General features: G+C 70.1%; 16 protein-coding genes. 13 read left to right on the top strand and 3 right to left on the bottom strand.

What is annotated here, in order from left to right; genetic code table 11:
• The first annotated feature begins 99 nt into the window (after positions 1-99).
• From IE278_RS35745 to IE278_RS35710, 8 genes are all read left to right on the top strand, one after another.
• Positions 100-753 (top strand): HAD family hydrolase, encoded by a 654-nt coding sequence (locus tag IE278_RS35745; protein ID WP_189778801.1) that lies wholly within the window; start codon positions 100-102, stop codon positions 751-753.
• Between the two features lie 100 nt (positions 754-853).
• Positions 854-2,083: an MFS transporter gene (locus tag IE278_RS35740; RefSeq protein WP_189778799.1), complete on the top strand. Its 1,230-nt coding sequence runs from the start codon at positions 854-856 to the stop codon at positions 2,081-2,083.
• A complete protein-coding gene (locus tag IE278_RS35735; RefSeq protein WP_189778797.1) occupies positions 2,034-3,206 on the top strand; it encodes an acetoin utilization protein AcuC in 1,173 nt (390 codons plus the stop codon). The genes IE278_RS35740 and IE278_RS35735 overlap by 50 nt, the downstream gene beginning before the upstream one ends.
• A gap of 360 nt (positions 3,207-3,566) precedes the next feature.
• Positions 3,567-4,382, top strand: a complete 816-nt coding sequence (locus tag IE278_RS35730) for a phosphatase (RefSeq protein WP_189778794.1) — start codon at positions 3,567-3,569, stop codon at positions 4,380-4,382.
• Positions 4,383-4,513: 131 nt separating this feature from the next.
• Positions 4,514-4,723, top strand: coding sequence for a helix-turn-helix domain-containing protein (locus IE278_RS35725; protein WP_093781815.1), 210 nt, complete (start codon positions 4,514-4,516; stop codon positions 4,721-4,723).
• Positions 4,724-4,888: 165 nt separating this feature from the next.
• On the top strand, positions 4,889-4,987 hold the full coding sequence (locus tag IE278_RS35720; protein WP_003948845.1) for a 30S ribosomal protein bS22: 99 nt from the start codon (positions 4,889-4,891) through the stop codon (positions 4,985-4,987).
• Positions 4,988-5,361: 374 nt separating this feature from the next.
• Complete coding sequence (locus IE278_RS35715) at positions 5,362-6,423, top strand: NAD-dependent epimerase/dehydratase family protein (RefSeq protein WP_189778792.1); 1,062 nt, start codon at positions 5,362-5,364, stop codon at positions 6,421-6,423.
• Positions 6,424-6,448: 25 nt separating this feature from the next.
• The gene (locus tag IE278_RS35710; protein WP_189778790.1) at positions 6,449-7,522 is read left to right on the top strand and encodes a lysophospholipid acyltransferase family protein; all 1,074 of its coding nucleotides are present in this window, start codon (positions 6,449-6,451) and stop codon (positions 7,520-7,522) included.
• Positions 7,523-7,595: 73 nt separating this feature from the next.
• Here the strand turns inward: IE278_RS35710 and IE278_RS35705 are convergent, their stop codons facing one another.
• From IE278_RS35705 to IE278_RS35695, 3 genes are all read right to left on the bottom strand, one after another.
• On the bottom strand, positions 7,596-8,831 hold the full coding sequence (locus tag IE278_RS35705; protein ID WP_189778788.1) for a DUF5667 domain-containing protein: 1,236 nt from the start codon (positions 8,829-8,831) through the stop codon (positions 7,596-7,598).
• 317 nt (positions 8,832-9,148) lie between these two features.
• The gene (locus tag IE278_RS35700; protein ID WP_189778786.1) at positions 9,149-9,925 is read right to left on the bottom strand and encodes an ECF subfamily RNA polymerase sigma factor, BldN family; all 777 of its coding nucleotides are present in this window, start codon (positions 9,923-9,925) and stop codon (positions 9,149-9,151) included.
• A 325-nt stretch (positions 9,926-10,250) separates the two neighbouring features.
• The gene (locus IE278_RS35695) at positions 10,251-11,189 is read right to left on the bottom strand and encodes an HAD family hydrolase (RefSeq protein ID WP_189778784.1); all 939 of its coding nucleotides are present in this window, start codon (positions 11,187-11,189) and stop codon (positions 10,251-10,253) included.
• Positions 11,190-11,541: 352 nt separating this feature from the next.
• On the opposite strand from IE278_RS35695, the gene IE278_RS35690 reads away from it, so the two are divergent.
• The 5 genes from IE278_RS35690 (at position 11,542) to IE278_RS35670 (ending at position 17,377) form a co-directional block, all read left to right on the top strand.
• Positions 11,542-11,814, top strand: coding sequence for a glutaredoxin family protein (locus tag IE278_RS35690; protein ID WP_189778782.1), 273 nt, complete (start codon positions 11,542-11,544; stop codon positions 11,812-11,814).
• A 328-nt stretch (positions 11,815-12,142) separates the two neighbouring features.
• Positions 12,143-12,916, top strand: coding sequence for a redox-sensing transcriptional repressor Rex (locus IE278_RS35685; protein ID WP_107020825.1), 774 nt, complete (start codon positions 12,143-12,145; stop codon positions 12,914-12,916).
• A complete protein-coding gene (locus IE278_RS35680; protein ID WP_189778780.1) occupies positions 12,913-14,736 on the top strand; it encodes a glutamyl-tRNA reductase in 1,824 nt (607 codons plus the stop codon). The genes IE278_RS35685 and IE278_RS35680 overlap by 4 nt, the downstream gene beginning before the upstream one ends.
• Positions 14,733-15,692, top strand: coding sequence for a hydroxymethylbilane synthase (hemC, locus tag IE278_RS35675; protein WP_189778778.1), 960 nt, complete (start codon positions 14,733-14,735; stop codon positions 15,690-15,692). Before IE278_RS35680 ends, hemC begins: the two co-directional genes overlap by 4 nt.
• A complete protein-coding gene (locus IE278_RS35670) occupies positions 15,689-17,377 on the top strand; it encodes a bifunctional uroporphyrinogen-III C-methyltransferase/uroporphyrinogen-III synthase (protein WP_189778776.1) in 1,689 nt (562 codons plus the stop codon). Before hemC ends, IE278_RS35670 begins: the two co-directional genes overlap by 4 nt.
• Positions 17,378-17,500 lie beyond the last annotated feature (123 nt).

The raw sequence follows: 17,500 nt of genomic DNA, 5'->3' as shown, positions 1-17,500 counted from the left end.
GCCGAACAAATTTTAATGGGAAAGCCCCCGCACTTCGGTGCGGGGGCTTTTTCGCGTTCGGAACCTTTTCAAGAATGAGAGACGTCTAGGGTCTTCGGTATGCGCTATGACCTGGTGATCTTCGACAACGACGGTGTCCTCGTGGACAGCGAGCCGATCTCCAACACCCTCCTCGCCGCCTATCTCACCGAACTCGGGCACCCCACCTCGTACGAGGACTCCCTGCGCGACTACATGGGCGCCGCCATGCACCGCGTACACGACACGGTCGAGGAGCGGACCGGGGAGCGGTTGCCCGCCGATTTCGACGATGTCTTTCACGGGCGGGTGTTCGCCGCCTTCGAGCGGGAGCTGGAGCCGGTTCCGGGGGCCGTCGAGGTCCTGGAGAAGCTGGACGCGGACGGAGTTCCGTACTGTGTGGCGTCGTCCGGGAGCCATGAGCGGATCCGGGTGGGGCACCGGAAGACCGGGCTCGACCGGTGGTTCGACGACCAGCGCATCTTCAGTTCGCAGGACGTGGGTCGAGGCAAGCCGGCACCGGATCTCTTCCTGCACGCGGCCGAGCGGATGGGAGTACCTCCGGAGAAGTGCCTCGTCGTGGAGGACAGTCCGCTCGGGGTGCAGGCGGCGCGCGCGGCGGGGATGGACGTGTACGGCTTCACGGCGATGACGCCGGCCGAGCGGCTGGCAGAGGCCGGGGCCGACCGGCTCTTCGGGGACATGGGCGAGCTGCTGGGACTCCTCCAGGGCTGACCCGGAGCCGTAGAGCCGGTAGGAGACGGCTGAAGCTGAGCGAAATTCATCTTCTGAACCGTCTACCCACGAGTAAGCCTGAGCCCTACGCTGAGCCGCCATGACAGATGTGCTGCGGCGTGGCCGGGCTTCCTTGGCGTTCAGCTTCTTCGCCCAGGGCGTCGCCTTCGCGCTGCTCGTGACACGTATCCCGGCGATCCAGGACCGGTACGACGTGTCCGACGGGCTGCTGCCCGCCTTCCTCGCCGCCGTACCGATCCTCGCCGGCGTCGGGAGCGTCTGCACCGAGCACCTGGTGAAGCGGGTGCCGCCGAGTCACGTACTGCGCTGGGCCCAGCCGGTCGTGCTGCTCGCGCTGCTGGGGGTCGGGGCCGGTGACGGGCTCTGGGAGCTGGGGCTCGCTCTCGGCGCGTTCGGACTGGCCGTCGGAGCCCTCGACGCGTCCATGAACATGCTGGGCGTGAGCCTTCAGCACACCTACGGGCGCAGCATCATGCTCGGCTTCCACGCCGCGTTCAGTCTCGGCGGGATCGTCGGGGCCTCGCTCGCGTGGGTGGGGGCGCACTGGGATCTGGCGCTGTTCGTCTCGTATCTGCCCGCCGTGCTGGTGCTGCTGCCCGCCGCGCTCGTGGGGAGCCGGTGGTACGTCGACGCGAGCGGGCAGAAGGGGGCCCAGGCGGTGGCGCCTGCGCCGGGTGGCGCCGGCGGGACCGGGGTGGCGTTCAAGCTGCTGCTGCCGCTGTGTCTGGTGATGACCATCGCGTACATCGGCGACTCGACCGTCTCCAACTGGAGTGCCAAGTATCTGCAGGACGTGCTCGGCAGTTCGGAGCAGCTGGCGACCGTTCCGTACAACGTCTATATGGTCACCACCCTGCTCGGGCGGGCCGTGGGGGACTTCGGGGTACGGCGGTTCGGGGCGGTGGCGGTCGTGCGGGTCGGAGCGGTGGTCGCGGCCGTCGGCTTCGCGGTCGTGGCGGCGGCGCCGGGCGCGTGGGTCGGGATGCTCGGCTTCACTCTTGTCGGGTTCGGACTGTGCGTGATCGTGCCGCAGACCTTCGCGGCGGCGGGCCGGCTCTTCCCCGGGTCTGCGGACGCGGCTGTCGCGCGGCTGAATATCTTCAACTATGTCGGGTTCCTGATCGGTTCGCCCCTGGTGGGAGCTCTGGGCGATGCGTGGAGCTATCGGGGCGCGATGCTCGTACCGATGGCGTTGGTGCTCGTGACACTGTTCTACGCCCGGTCGTTCGCTTCTGGACCTTCCCGATACGGTGACGGGCATGAGCGGCCGCGCACAGCTGATGTGGGACGAGGCAGTAACGGGCTATGACTTCGGTCCGGATCATCCGATGGATCCGGTCCGGTTGGCGCTGACCCGGCGCCTGGTCGACGCCTTCGGGCTCGACCGGGAGGTGGATGTCGTCGCGGCCAAGCCCGCCGGCGACTCCACCCTGCGGCTGGTGCACAGAGAGGACTACGTCGAGGCGGTCAAGGCCGCCTCCGTGGATCCCCGGGCGGCCGACGCGGCGTACGGACTCGGGACCATGGACGATCCCGCCTTCGCCGGTATGCACGAGGTGTCCGCGCTGATCGCCGGGCAGTCGGTGGGCGCCGCCGAGGCGGTGTGGCGGGGCGACGCGCTGCACGCGGTGAACTTCGCGGGCGGGCTGCACCACGCGATGCCCGGCGGCGCGTCGGGGTTCTGCATCTACAACGATGCTTCCCTGGCCATCGCCCGGCTGCTGGAGCTCGGGGCGGAGCGGGTCGCGTACGTGGATGTCGACGTGCATCACGGGGACGGTGTGCAGGCGGCGTTCTGGGAGGACCCGCGGGTGCTGACGGTGTCGCTGCACGAGCATCCGCGGACGCTGTTCCCGCAGACGGGGTGGCCCGAGGAGACCGGGGCCGCGGGAGCGGAGGGCTCCGCCGTGAACGTGGCGCTGCCGGCCGGGACCGGGGACGCGGGGTGGCTGCGGGCCTTCCACTCCGTCGTTCCCGAGCTGATCGCCGACTTCCGGCCGCAGGTGCTGGTCACTCAGCACGGGGCCGATACGCACTTCGAGGATCCGCTCGCTCATCTCGCCGTGTCGCTGGATGCGCAGCGGGCTGTGCAGGTTGCCTGTCATGAGCTTGCGCACGAGTACGCCGAGGGGCGGTGGGTCGCTCTCGGTGGGGGCGGGTATGCCGTGGTGGATGTGGTGCCGCGGTCGTGGACGCATCTGGTGGCGATCGCCGCGGGGCGGGAGGTGGCGCCCTCGTCCGTCATTCCTGAGAGTTGGCGGCAGGAAGTGTTTGCTCGTACGCGGCAGTTGGGGCCTGTGCGGATGACTGATGGGCGGTGGCCCGTGTCGTTCGTGGGGTGGGATGCGGGATATGACCCCGCCGATCGGTTGGATCAGGCCGTGTTGGCCGCTCGGCGGGCGGCGTTTCCCCTGCGGGGGTTGTTGGCCTAGGGCTTTTTTCGCCCCCGCCGCCCCTACCCTTCCCGTCACTGCATGGGGGCTGCGCCCCCTCGCCCCCCTTGTCCTCAAACGCCGGACGGGCTGGAAAGACGTCCTCATGCGTCGGACGGCTGGAAAGACGTCCTCAAACGCCGGACGGGCTGAAGACACGTCGCCGGACGGCTGAAGGCACGTCGCTGGACGGGCTGGGAGGAAAGGTTGGGGCGCAGCCCCGCTTTTCAGGGGCGCGGGGAACTGCGCGGTCGGCCCCCACCGGGCCGTGGACGAAATTCGGCGTGGCAGTTACGCCAACTGTGGGGTTCTTGGGCTGTTTTGGGCGCGGGCGCGTGGCGCGTGCGGCAGCATCGGGGGGTGGTGAGTACCGGGGCGTTGCGGGCGCATCTGCTGGCGGTGGGGCTGGCCGGGGCCGTGGCCACCTCGCGGGAGGTGAGCCTCAGGAGTTATCGGCTGTTCGCCGCCCGGGATCCGCGGGTGACGATCGGACTCGATCCCGAATGGGCCTGGAATCAGTCCGATCTGATCGCTTTGATGGCGGAGAAGTGTGGTGTATCGGGCGATCTGCGGCATACCTCCGGGCCCGATGTGATCGATCCCGATCGGACCCTCGCGGCTCTCGACGCCTTCGCGGAGCGGCTTGCGGAAGCCGTGCGGAACCGTTCCCCGGTGCTGCTCGGCACCGGGCATCCGCACCGCCTGCTCGGCTTCTACGCCGCCATCGCGGACGCTCTGTCGGCGGCCGGGTGTACCGTCCTCACCCCCGCGCATGGTAGCTGTGTCGACATAACGACCCGGTTCGGTCTACGCACGTACAACCTTGACTACGTACGAGGAGTCGCGCTGGTGCGGGAACCGGGGGCGCGAGGCGCCGCCCGTGCGACCGGCGCGCACACACACTCACCTCTCCCGGTACGAGTCGCTCTGGCCGCCGCGGTGGACGCCGGCGGGCCTCTCCCGGAACTCGTGGTGGGAGACCACGGATGGGTCTGCGGGGCAGGTCAGCTGGGGTTCGAGGCCATCGGCCTGGGTGACACCGATGATCCGGCGCTGTTCGTCGGCGAGGCAGAGGGGCGGGTGTCCGTCGTCGTTCCACTTGATGACGCTGTGCGGTCTGATTACTACCGACCGCTTACTCGCTATGTACTCAATCGAGCGTGTCTGTCACAGTAGGCCGCCGATGGGGGCTCCTCTTCCCCACTCGCATCACCCGCCCCTACTCTGGGGAGTGAGCACGCAACGACGAAGTGTCACCGGAAGGGGAAGCCGGCGACCGTCGAGTGCGGAAGGTTCAGGTGTGTTTCATGGCTGCTGGCGAGAGGCCTCTGAACGAGGTTCAGTTCCTTACCGTGGCGGAAGTCGCCTCGGTGATGCGAGTGTCGAAGATGACCGTGTACCGCTTGGTGCACAGCGGTCATCTGCCCGCTATCCGGGTGGGGAGGTCGTTCCGCGTCCCGGAGCAAGCGGTTCACGAGTACCTTCGCGAGTCCTACGTGGGGGTGGAGACAGCCTGACGGCGGTCCGGGGGAGGGCCGGGGGTGCTTGATCGCGTCCCCGGGATTTCCTCCGGAACCCCTCGATTACAACCTCTGGCGCTCAGGCGGGTAGGCTGGCCCCTCATAAGTCGTGTGGGCCCATGCAGCCCAGCAACGAGTAAAGAGAAGTGAGCGAGGGTAGTCGTGGGCTCTGTTATCAAGAAGCGGCGTAAGCGGATGGCCAAGAAGAAGCACCGCAAGCTGCTCAAGCGCACTCGCGTTCAGCGACGCAACAAGAAGTAGTCGCGACCTGCGGCGGTCGCCCACCACGCGAAAGCGGGGCGTGGGCGACGCCGCGACAGTGCGCTCTGTGGCCCCTCACCGGTCGGTGGGGGGCCACAGTCGTATGCGCCGGACGGCGTCCGACGGCGGTCCGAAGGGCGCCCGGCGGCTGTCCGAGCGGCGTCGAATGTCCGGTGGAACGAACGCCGTGCGCATGTCTGGGCGTACGTCCACTGCGGCGAATGGCTTGGTCTGATCGTATGTCCGAGGGTGCGGTCACTTCGTGCATCGGGCAGTCATCACAGCGCAACACCGACCCGCTAACGTGACCGACACGGGGAACACGGCAGAGTACGAGCAGCATGTCGTCGACGGCTGGAAGGAAGGCGCTGATCTTGGGGAAGGTCGTGCTCGTGACCGGAGTGGCCCGTCAGCTGGGGGGCCGGTTCGTACGACGGATCCAGCGTGACCCCGAGGTGGACCGGGTGGTCGCCGTGGACGCGGTCGCACCCGAGCACCACCTGGGCGGAGCGGATTTCGTACGCGCCGACATAAGGCAGCCCACCATCGCCAGGCTGCTGGCCGAGCACTCCGTGGACACGGTGGTGCACATGGACGTGACGGGCACCCCGCTGGGCAGCGGCAGCCGGGCCACGGTCAAGGAGACCAACGTCATCGGCACCATGCAGCTGCTGGGTGCCTGTCAGAAGTCGCCGACGGTCAAGCGGCTCGTGGTGAAGTCCAGTACCAACGTCTACGGGTCGGCGCCCCGCGACCCGGCCGTCTTCACCGAGACGACCCCGCCCAAGTCGCTGCCCAGCGGCGGCTTCGCGAAGGACACGGTCGAGGTCGAGGGGTACGTACGAGGGTTCGCGCGGCGGCGGCCCGACGTCGCCGTGTGCGTGCTGCGGTTCGCCAACATCCTCGGCCCGGGCGCGGACACCCCGCTCGCCGCGTACTTCTCGCTGCCGGTGCTGCCGACCGTCCTCGGCTACGACCCGCGGCTGCAGTTCGTGCACGAGGACGACGTGATCGACGTCCTGCGGATCGCCTCGCACGAGCCGCGGCGCGGCACGCTCAACAGCGGCACGTTCAACATCACCGGCGACGGCGTCCTGTTGCTCTCGCAGTGCGCGCGCAGGCTGGGCCGGCCCACGGTCTCGCTGCTGATGCCCGCGATCAGCTGGGTGGGCTCGGCACTGCGTACGGTGGGCATGACGGACTTCTCGCCCGAGCAGCTGAGGCTGCTCACCCACGGCCGGGTCGTGGCGACGAACCAGATGCGCGAGACGCTCGGATACCGGCCGAAGTTCACGACGGCGGAGACGTTCGCGGACTTCGCCCGCAGCCGGGGCCCCGGACTGCTGCCGCCCGAGGCCCTTGCGGGGGCCGTCGACCGGATCGCCGCACTGCCCGCACTGGGCGGTGGCCACCCCCCGACGCAGAGCGCCAACTGAGCGCCAACCGAGGAGCGCATCAACGATGGCGGACGCCAAGGTCATTCCGTTCGACGACGACCGGTCCCGCGGGAGTGCCGTACAGCGGCCCGCGCGGCGCCGGGGCGCGGGGAGCAGGCGCAAGGGCGAGCCCGCGGCGGTTCACGAGGTCCAGCCCCTGCCCGCACGAACGATTCAGCAGGATGATGTTCCTGTGACGCATGAGGAACCGGCTGCCGCGCCGGCCGCGGATTCGGCCGCCGTGGACAAGCCGCGGGACGACGGCTGGGAGCGGCGGATCGCCGGCGGCCTGTCGTTCCTGCGGCGGCGCCTGACCGGTGACTACGAGGTCGACGACTTCGGTTACGACCAGGAGCTCACCGAGCAGGTCCTGATCTCGATGGTGCGCCCCCTCTACGAGAAGTACTTCCGCGTCGAGGTGAAGGGCATCGAGAACATCCCGTCGGAGGGCGGGGCGCTGATCGTCGCCAACCACTCCGGGACGCTGCCGCTGGACGGCCTGATGATGCAGGTCGCCGTCCACGACAACCATCCCGACAACCGGCATCTGCGGCTGCTCGCGGCCGACCTCGTCTTCATGCTGCCCGTGATCAACGAGCTGGCCCGCAAGGCCGGCCACACCCTCGCGTGCGCGGAGGACGCCGAACGGCTGCTGGAGCGCGGCGAGCTGGTCGGGGTGATGCCGGAGGGCTTCAAGGGCATCGGCAAGCCGTTCAGTGAGCGCTACAAGCTGCAGCGCTTCGGCCGCGGCGGGTTCGTGTCGACGGCGCTGCGCCAGGGCACGCCGATCATCCCGTGCTCGATCGTGGGCGCGGAGGAGATCTACCCGATGATCGGCAACGCGAAGACCCTCGCGCGGCTGCTCGGGTTCCCGTACTTCCCGATCACTCCGACGTTCCCGTGGCTCGGTCCGCTGGGCGCGGTGCCGCTGCCGACGAAGTGGACGATCCAGTTCGGCGAGCCGATCCGCACGGACGGCTATCCGCCGGAGGCGGCCGAGGACCCGATGCTGATGTTCAACCTGACGGACCAGGTCAGGGAGCAGATCCAGCACACGCTCTACAAGCTGCTGGTGCAGCGGCGCTCCGTGTTCTTCTGACCGACGGCGACTGCGTACGCGAGTGGGGGCGCCCTTTACGAAAAGGGCGCCCCCACTCACGTACCGGCGGACGCTAGTCCGCGTCCTCGCTGTCGATGCCCAGGCCCGGGAGCAGGCCCGGAAGCAGGGGCGGCAGGGTCACATCCGGCTCGGGGGACGGTGTGTCCTTGCCTGACGGGGAGGCGCTGGTGTCGTCCTCGGGCGGGTCGAGGAGGCCACCGGTGTTGCCGCCGAGCAGCCCGTCGTCCTCCGTCTTGGACGTGGACGGCTTCGGCTTGCCGCTGCCCGTCCCGGTGCCGTTGCCGTCGGACGAGTCGCCGCCCGTGGCGCTGGGCGGGACCGAGCGGTCCGACCCCGAGGAGCCGGGGGAGTCGGAACTCGGGCCGCGGTGGCGGCCGGTGCCCTCCGGGGCGGGCGGCTGCGGGAGCAGCGAGCGCAGCGGCTCGACCTCTTCGTCTATGGCGTCGAAGACCGAGCTGACCTGGCGGCTCACGTCGCCGAGCTGGACGGGCAGCCGGTCGCGCAGGGCACCCCAGGCGTCGCGGTGCGACTGCGAGAAGGCGGAGAGCTTCTGGATGGGGCCCAGGGAGTCCGGGTTCCGCTCGTACGCCTCGTGCAGCAGGCGGTGGCCTTCGGCGGCGTCGTGCTGCATACCGAACAGCGCGCGCCTGATCTCGCCCAGCGACTCGTGGTCCAGGGGGCCCGAGCGGCCGCGCTCCATCAGGCGGCGCGCCTCGCTCAGCCGGGTGGAGGCCTGGTCGAGATAGAGCTCGCCGCGGTCGCTGCTGCCGTCGGCCATGCCCAGCTTGAGGTCCTCCATTCCGCGCTTGAGCCCGTAGAGCGAGTCACCGGGCAGGGCGTCGGAGCTGGCAGCGGCTACCCCGCTGAAGGCTCCGGCGGCCACACCCACGGTGAGTCCGCCCGCGGCGAGCCCCTTCGACAGCCGGGAACGGGGCCGCAGTTTCCCCAGTCCGGTCGCCCTGTGTGCGCCCCTGCCCCGGTGGGACCGTTGCTCCGGGACCGGCAGGCCCGTCGCATCGCCTCCCGCGGCCGTGCCCTCCAGCAGCATGGCCTCCATGGCGGCCACCAGCTGGGCCCTCTGGACGACCTTGACCTCGGGGTCCATCGTGGGTTTGGGCAGCTCGCCGAGGCCGGTCGCCAGGGACAGCATCCGGCTCTGCTCGGACCGGTCCGCGACAGCCGGAGCAGGTCCTTCGGACTGCTCGGCCGCCGTGCCCCTGTCGGACTGCTCCTCCAGGGCCTGGGCGAAGGCGTTCGTCCGCCGGTGCGCCGATACGTTCGCGATCACTGGCGGCACCTCCTCTCGTCATGACGGTCGGCTCCCCAGGGGGTCCTGGGGGTCACACCCCCTGACCACGACAACTCGATCGAGTGATCGAAGACGGCCAGGGTGTGACCACAGGGAGCCTGTATCCCGCACAACGAGCGGCTCGGCACTTGGGTTACGGACGACGGATGATCGGACCGCGAAGTCAACGGACTTTCACGGAGGGTGAGTTGGGCGTCGCTGAGCGTATGGATCCATGAGGAGATCCATACGGGGTCGTACCGGAGGTCGGTCCGGCGGGCCGGCCGCGTGGCGTCGAGCCGGTGGGGTACGGGGTCTCAGCGGGCGTCTTCCGGGAGGAGCCGGGCCAGGGTGCGCACCGCCCGGTACTGGAGGGTCTTGATCGCGCCCTCGTTCTTGCCCATGACGCGGGCGGTCTCGGCGACCGAGAGGCCCTGGAGGAATCGCAGGGTCACGCACTCCTGCTGCTGGGGGTTGAGGCGGCGAACGGCGTCCAGCAGTGCCGCGTTCGAGAGGGACTCCAGGACGGAGTCCTCGGGGGAGCGCTCGACCTCGTTGGCGTCGAGCATCTCGCCGGTGGTCACTTCGAGCCGGAAACGGCTCGACTTGAAGTGGTCCGCGACGAGGTTGCGGGCGATGGTGACCAGCCAGGCGCCGAAGTCACGGCCCTGCCAGGTGAACGTCCCGATGCGGCGCAGTGCGCGCAGGAACGTCTCGCTCGTCAGGTCTTCCGCGGTCGCCTTTCCGCCGACGCGGTAGTAGATGTAGCGGTACACAGTGTCGCTGTACTGGTCGTAGAGCCGGCCGAAGGCCTCGGCCTCACCGGCCTGTGCGCGCTCCACTAGTTCCATCATCCGGGCGCTGTCACTGTCTGCGGCCGGGCGGCGTGCGGGGGTGGCTGGCGCGCTCGAACGTCCTCGTCTGCCGACCGCCGCGCTGCCTTCGGCCAGTGCGTAGCACGGGCCGACGGGCGCGACGGAGACAGCGAGGGCGGGGACGGCGTACGCGGTGGGGACGAAGCCGCGCAAGCGGTCGAGGACCGTTGCGCGCAGCGTAGCCAGGCCCGAGGCGTCAACCCCGACGTGTGGGTACACGGGACTCCCAGAGGCAGAGCTTCCATCACGTGCAGTACCGGACCATTCACTCGTCGTAGCGAAGAGTGGGGTCCGTTATGCGTCTGAGGAGAATAACGCTTCGTACAGGCAGTGCTACACCCAGTTGCTCAAATCATCGATTACGTCGCTTCTGTAACCGAATGACGCCTGATCAAGTGCCGGATAGTGACCGGTTGTTGATCGATTCGGTTCGCGTTCCGTCTGAGTCCAGGGCGTGTTGTGGCCGGGTGCCGTCAACGGGACGGACGTGCCTCGAAGGGCGCCAAGGCGCCAGGGTGTCGGGGCGTCGGGGTGCAGGGGCGCGCTAGCGGCGGCGGCGGTGCAGGGCGATGGCCGCAGCGGTGCCGCCGGCGACCGCGCCGACCCCGGCGGCCGCGGGGATGCCGACCTTCGCGGCCTTGCGGCCCGTGCGGTAGTCGCGCAGCCGCCAGTCGAGGGTGCGGGCGTGCTTGCGGAGCTTGGCGTCCGGGTTGATCGCGTAGGGGTGCCCCACCAGCGACAGCATCGGGATGTCGTTGTGGGAGTCGCTGTACGCGGCGCAGCGGCCGAGGTCCAGGCCCTCGGCGGCGGCCAGGGCGCGGACCGCCTCCGCCTTCGCGGGGCCGTGCAGGGGTTCGCCGACGAGCTTGCCGGTGTATACGCCGTCCACCGATTCCGCGACCGTGCCGAGGGCGCCGGTCAGGCCGAGGCGGCGGGCGATCACCGTGGCGATCTCGACGGGGGCGGCCGTGACGAGCCACACCTTCTGGCCCGCGTCGAGGTGGGCCTGGGCGAGGGCGCGGGTGCCGGGCCAGATGCGCTCGGCCATGTACTCGTCGTAGATCTCCTCGCCGATCGACATCAGCTCGGCGACGCGGTGGCCCTTGACGATGGACAGCGCGGAGTCGCGGGCGTCCTGCATGTGCTCGGGGTCCTCGACGCCGGCCAGCCGGAACCAGGCCTGCTGCCAGGCGAACCGGTACAGGTCGCGGGACTCGAAGAACTTGCGCTTGTACAGGCCGCGGCCGAAGTGGAAGATCGCGGCGCCCTGCATGACGGTGTTGTCCAGGTCGAAGAACGCGGCGGCCTGGTCGTCGCCGTAGACCGGGAAGTCCGGCTCGGCGGTGCCGGGGGCGGCTACGTGGGCGAGCTCTTCCAGCTCCTGGGAGGTTTTGCGCGCTGCCTCAGCAGAGGCCTCGCCTGCCAGCACGCTGCGCGCTGTGGCGGAGCGCCTACGGGGGGTGAGCCATCCGAGAGCGGCCATGGCGTGAGCATAGCCAGTTTGTTCGGTGCGGCTGGAGTCGGGAGGTTTGGATGCGGTGAACTCTTTGCGGCGGTGTTGTTGCAGAGCTTGGCCTTGGGGGCCGCTCTTGTGGCTTCGCCGGAGGCTGTGCGTCGGGTGCGGGTCGGTGGGGGCTTGTTGCGCCGTTCCCCGCGCCCCTGGGAGCCTGCGGTCGCCGTGGGCTTGAAGGTGCGGCCCAACTGGTGTGGACGTGCGCAGTTCCCCGCGCCCCTAGAAGATTGCGCTGTTCCCCGCGCCCCTGAGGAGCCCCTGCGGGGCTTCTGCGCCGTTGCCCGTGCCCCTGAAGGGGTGCGGGGCGCGGGAGGATGGGGGGATGAGGTCTCTTTTTGGGCGTGGGGTGTCGCGGGAGCGGGTCGTTACTTTGATCGGGAAGCCCGACTGTCATTTGTGTGAAGACGCACAGGGAGTTGTGGAGAAGGTCTGCGGTGAGCTCGGTGTGCGCTGGGAGAAGAAGGACATCACCGAGGACGCGGAGCTGCACCGGGAGTACTGGGAGCAGATCCCGGTGGTGCTGGTGGACGGGGCGCAGCACACGTTCTGGCGGGTGGACGAGGGGCGTCTGCGGCGGGCACTCACGGCGAAGTAGGGGCCGGTGGGGCGCAGGAGTAATCGGACCGTGGCCTGACTGAGCAGTCCGGAGGGGCCGGAATGTCACTTAGGATCGAGGGCGATTCGGACTCGGGGGCGGGGATCGTAGAGGAGAGTGTGCGGTTTTGCCCCCAAGATGTGAGGAACGAAGGTGCGTGTGCGCCGGTTCCGTACGGGTGCGCCGGGGGTGCGTGACCCCGGTCACGTTGGCCGGGCAAATCGGACACCATCTTTGTGCACGCGTTCACAAAGACATAGCCTGCATTCGACGGGGCGGTCCAGGAACGTGTGACCGCCTGAAGCCCCGCGCTACCCGCAGGAGCACCGTGGCAACTGGCCGAACTCACCGAACGGCGACCCGCAGCCGAGGGATTCCCGAGGCCACCGTCGCCAGGCTTCCCCTGTATCTCCGAGCCCTCACCGCTCTGTCGGAGCGCTCGGTACCCACGGTCTCCTCCGAGGAACTCGCGGCCGCGGCGGGGGTCAACTCCGCCAAGCTGCGCAAGGACTTCTCGTACCTCGGGTCGTACGGGACGCGCGGTGTCGGCTACGACGTCGAATACCTCGTCTACCAGATCTCCCGCGAGCTGGGCCTGACCCAGGACTGGCCGGTAGTGATCGTCGGTATAGGAAACCTCGGCGCCGCCCTCGCCAACTACGGCGGGTTCGCCTCACGCGGTTTCCGGGTCGCGGCGCTGATCGACGCCGATCCCGCGATGGCCGGGAAGCCCGTCGCCGGGATCCCCGTGCAGCACACCGACGAGCTGGAAAAGATCATCGACGACAACGGTGTGTCGATCGGTGTCATCGCGACCCCCGCCGGGGCCGCCCAGCAGGTCTGCGAGCGGCTCGTCGCCGCCGGTGTGACCTCCATCCTGAACTTCGCGCCGACCGTGCTGTCCGTGCCGGACGGCGTCGACGTGCGCAAGGTCGACCTCTCCATCGAGCTGCAGATCCTCGCCTTCCACGAGCAGCGCAAGGCCGGTGAGGAGGCCGAGGCGCAGGCCGACGCCGTGCTCGCCGCCGAGGCCGAGGCCGCCGCGGCCAAGGGGGCCGGGAAAGGGCCCGACGGGGACGTCCCCGCCGTGATGCCGGCATGAGTCTCCTCGTCGTCGGGCTGAGCCACCGCAGCGCTCCGGTCAGCGTCCTGGAGCGCGCCGCGCTGTCCGCGGACGCCCAGGTCAAGCTGCTCCAGGACACGGTCGCCGCCGAACCGGCCACCGAGGCCGCGGTCCTCGCCACCTGCAACCGGATCGAGCTGTACGCCGACGTGGACAAGTTCCACGCCGGTGTCGCCGAGCTCTCCACGCTGCTCGCGCAGCACAGCGGCGTCGGACTGGAAGAGCTCACCCCTTACCTGTACGTGCATTACGAGGACCGGGCCGTCCACCATCTGTTCTCGGTGGCGTGCGGGCTCGACTCGATGGTGGTCGGCGAGGGACAGATCCTCGGCCAGATCAAGGACGCGCTCGCCACCGCGCAGGAGCTGCACTCCGCGGGCCGGCTGCTGAACGACCTGTTCCAGCAGGCGCTGCGGGTCGGCAAGCGCGCCCACTCCGAGACCGGCATCGACCGGGCCGGGCAGTCCCTGGTGACCTTCGGCCTTGAGCAGTTCGCCGAGGGCGCGACGGTCGACGCCTGGGCCCGGGACAAGCGGGTCCTCGTGATCGGGGCCGGCTCGATGTCCTCGCTGGCCGCCGCCACCCTCGCGCGCGCGGGCGTGGCCGAGGTGGTCGTCGCCAACCGGACGTTCGACCGGGCCGAGCGGCTCGCCACGCTGCTCGTGGAGCAGTACGCGCAGAGTTCGGTCAGGCAGGACGGCACCGCCGTACTCGCCCGTGCCGTGCCGATCGACGCCGTCGCGGATGAACTGACACGTGCCGATGTCGTCGTGTCGTGCACGGGGGCGACCGGTCTCGTGCTCACCGCCGAGGTCGTCGCCACCGCCATGGAGGGGCGCGCCGTCCGGGTGCCGGCCCCGGTTGCCGGTCCGCGCGGCGGAAGTGGTGGTTCCGCTCCGGCCGGTGCGTCCGTCGTACGCGGCGAACTGCCGCCCACCAGCGTCGGCACCGACGAGAACTGTCCCCTCGACCCCACCGCCGCGCAGACGGCGCAGAGCGTGCAGACCGTGCAGGGCACCGCGGGGTTCTCCGTGCTCGGCGAGGCCGCCGTGGCCGGGATGGCCGCGGCCGAACTGGAACAGCACGCCGCCTGGGTGGACAAGGGCGCCGCCGCGACGGCCACCGAGGGCCAGAGCGGCTCCGTGGCGCTGCTCGACCCGGCCGCCGAGGCCGAAGCCATCACCGCCCTCGCCGCCGCCGCGGCCGTTCTCGGACGGGTGCCCGAGCGGCGCCGGCCCGAGCCCGTCGCCGAGGTACCCAGGCCCACCCCCGTGCTCTCGCTGCTCGACCTCGCCATGCCCCGTGACATCGACGCCGCCGCGCACCGGCTGCCCGGGGTGCGGCTGGTGGACATCGAGTCCCTCGCCGAGGCGTCCGCCGACGCGCCCATGGCCGCCGACGTGGACCAGGTGCGACGGATCGTCTCCGACGAGGTCGCCGCCTTCGGCGCCGCGCTGCGGGCCGCCCACATCACTCCGACCGTCGTGGCGCTGCGCACGATGGCGGCCGACGTCGTCGCGGGCGAGATCGCCCGGCTCGACGGACGGCTGCCCGGCCTCGACGACAAGCAGCGCAGCGAGATCACCCAGACCGTGCGACGCGTCGTGGACAAACTGCTCCACGCGCCGACCGTACGGGTCAAGCAGCTGGCCGCCGAGCCCGGCGGTGCCGGGTACGCGGACGCACTGCGGACCCTGTTCGACCTGGACCAGGAGACGGTCGCCGCCGTTTCGCGGGCCGAGGGCCGTGACGCCGACAGCAACAACTTCGAGAGCGCCGAAAACCGAGGGCGAGCATGACTGAGCAGGCACTGAGGCTCGGGACCAGGCGGAGCAGACTCGCCATGGCCCAGTCCGGGCAGGTGGCGGACGCCGTGAGCCAGGTGACCGGACGGCCCGTCGAGCTCGTGGAGATCACGACCTACGGGGACACGTCCCGTGAGCACCTCGCGCAGATCGGCGGCACGGGCGTCTTCGTGACCGCCCTGCGCGAGGCGCTGCTGCGCGGGGAGGTCGACTTCGCCGTGCACTCCCTCAAGGACCTGCCGACCGGGCAGCCCGACGAGCTCGCGCTGGCCGCCGTACCCGTCCGCGCGGACGCCCGTGACGTGCTCATCGCACGGGACGGTCTGACGTTCGCCGAGCTTCCGGACGGGGCGAGGATCGGTACCGGCTCGCCGCGTCGCATGGCCCAGCTGAACGCGTACGCGCGTGATCTCGGGCTGACGATCGAGACCGTGCCGATCCGCGGGAACATCGACACGCGGATCGGGTTCGTGCGCGGTGGTGAGCTGGACGGGGTCGTCCTGGCCGCCGCCGGACTGCAGCGCGTCGGACGGACCGGCGAAGTGACCGACTTCCTGCCGGTCGACATCATTTTGCCCGCCCCCGGCCAGGGGGCCCTCGCGATCGAGTGCGCCGCGGACAACGCGGACCTCGTCGCCGCGCTCGCCGAGCTCGACGACCCGTACACCCGGGCCGCCGTGACCGCCGAGCGATCCCTGCTCGCCGCCCTGGAAGCCGGTTGCAGCGCACCTGTGGGTGCCTTCGCCGACTTGCTGGCCGACGGGCAGGTTGTCAAGGAATTGCGCCTGCGCGGCGTCGTCGGCACGACCGACGGCTCGACGCTGGTGCAGTTGTCCACCACCGGTCCCGTGCCCGAGACACATGACCAAGCAATGGCGCTCGGCCGTGAACTCGCTGCCGAGATGCTTGCCAAGGGCGCGGCCGGTCTGATGGGGGAGCGAGTACATTGAGCCCCACCACCCTTCCCATCGGCCTCGAACACGGGCACGTCACCTTCCTCGGTGCCGGACCCGGTGATCCGGGACTGCTGACTCTGCGCGCCGTGGAGGCGCTGGGGAACGCTGATGTCCTGGTCGCCGAACCCGAAGTGCTCGACGTCGTCCGCACGCACGCCAGACGAAACGTCACCGTGCTCGACACCGATACGGGCGCGAGCCCGGACACGCCTCAGCTGAAGGTAGTTGACGGCACGTCAGCCACCTCTGGCGTCCCCGCGTCGAAGGACGCGGCCAATATTGTCATGGAGGCCGCGAGGGGCGGCAGGCGGGTCGTCCGTGCGGTCTCGGGTGACCCCGGACTCGACGCGTACGCCGCCGGAGAGATGCTCGCCTGCGCCGCCGCGGGTGTGCCGTTCGAGGTCGTGCCCGGTGTCGCCGCCGCTGTGGGTGTGCCCGCTTACGCGGGTGTGCCGTTGCGGGACGCCGAGGGTGCGGACGTGCGGTTCGTCGACGCCCGTACGGCTTCCGCGCGGTGCTGGACCGAGGTCGGTGCGTCCGACGGGACCGTCGTCGTCTCCGCCGCCCTTGATTCCGTGGGGGCTGCCGCGGGTGAGCTCGTGGCCGCCGGGCGTAAGCCCGATACGCCCATGACCGTCACCGTCGCCGGCACCACCACGCGGCAGCGGACCTGGTGCGCCACGCTCGGCACCATCGCGCAGACGCTGAAGCAGGCCAAGGTGCTGCCCTCGCCCGAGGGCGGCCGGCCGGTGATAGCCGTGGTCGGTGAGCGTTCCTCCGCCGCCCAGCGTGAGCAGCTCTCGTGGTTCGAGTCCAAGCCGCTGTTCGGCTGGAAGGTGCTCGTGCCGCGTACGAAGGAGCAGGCGGCGTCGCTCTCCGACCAGCTGCGGTCGTACGGGGCCGTGCCGCACGAGGTGCCGACGATCGCCGTCGAGCCGCCGCGGACGCCCCAGCAGATGGAGCGGGCGGTGAAGGGACTCGTCACCGGGCGGTACGAGTGGATCGCCTTCACGTCGGTGAACGCCGTCAAGGCCGTGCGGGAGAAGTTCGAGGAGTACGGGCTCGACGCGCGTGCCTTCGCGGGGATCAAGGTCGCCGCCGTGGGTGAGCAGACCGCCAAGGCGCTGATCGCTTTTGGGGTCAAGCCTGATCTGGTGCCCAGTGGTGAGCAGTCCGCTGCGGGGTTGTTGGAGGACTGGCCTCCGTACGATCCGGTTTTCGATCCGATCGACCGGGTGTTCCTGCCTCGGGCCGACATCGCGACCGAGACGTTGGTTGCCGGGCTGATCGAGTTGGGCTGGGAGGTCGACGACGTCACCGCCTATCGGACCGTGCGTGCCTCGCCGCCGCCCGCGGATACTCGTGAGGCGATCAAGGGCGGGGGGTTCGACGCTGTGCTGTTCACCTCGTCCTCCACTGTGCGGAACCTGGTGGGTATCGCCGGGAAGCCGCACAACGTGACCGTGATCGCTTGTATCGGGCCCGCCACTGCCAAGACCGCTGAGGAGCACGGGCTGCGCGTCGACGTCATGTCGCCCGAGCCTTCCGTGCACCGGCTGGCCGAGGCGCTGGCCGAGTTCGGGCTCCGGCGTCGGGCTTCCGCCCTTGAGGCCGGGGATCCTGTCACCCGGCCCAGCGAGCGGCGGCCGGGGTCCCGGCGGAGGCGTACCACTACGTAGGTGTGGGACTCGCGGGTGCTGTCCTGGGGTAGAGGCCGTGCCGGTACGTCGAGTACCGGCACGGCCCGCTCCGGTTCGTGGGCGGCCGCGGGCTCCCGGACCGCTCCGACTGGTCGTCGGCAA

The sequence above is a fragment of the Streptomyces tauricus genome (assembly GCF_014650955.1).
GTDB lineage: Bacteria > Actinomycetota > Actinomycetes > Streptomycetales > Streptomycetaceae > Streptomyces > Streptomyces tauricus.
Note: the sequence above shows the minus strand (reverse complement) of the source record. Positions and strands in the feature narration are given on the sequence as shown.

Coding starts and splice junctions, on each gene's coding strand:
- IE278_RS35745 (WP_189778801.1), top strand. CDS start 100: ATGCGCTATGACCTGGTGATCTTCGACAACGACGGTGTCCTCGTGGAC.
- IE278_RS35740 (WP_189778799.1), top strand. CDS start 854: ATGACAGATGTGCTGCGGCGTGGCCGGGCTTCCTTGGCGTTCAGCTTC.
- IE278_RS35735 (WP_189778797.1), top strand. CDS start 2,034: ATGAGCGGCCGCGCACAGCTGATGTGGGACGAGGCAGTAACGGGCTAT.
- IE278_RS35725 (WP_093781815.1), top strand. CDS start 4,514: ATGGCTGCTGGCGAGAGGCCTCTGAACGAGGTTCAGTTCCTTACCGTG.
- IE278_RS35710 (WP_189778790.1), top strand. CDS start 6,449: ATGGCGGACGCCAAGGTCATTCCGTTCGACGACGACCGGTCCCGCGGG.
- IE278_RS35695 (WP_189778784.1), bottom strand. CDS start 11,189: ATGGCCGCTCTCGGATGGCTCACCCCCCGTAGGCGCTCCGCCACAGCG.
- IE278_RS35690 (WP_189778782.1), top strand. CDS start 11,542: ATGAGGTCTCTTTTTGGGCGTGGGGTGTCGCGGGAGCGGGTCGTTACT.
- IE278_RS35680 (WP_189778780.1), top strand. CDS start 12,913: ATGAGTCTCCTCGTCGTCGGGCTGAGCCACCGCAGCGCTCCGGTCAGC.
- hemC (WP_189778778.1), top strand. CDS start 14,733: ATGACTGAGCAGGCACTGAGGCTCGGGACCAGGCGGAGCAGACTCGCC.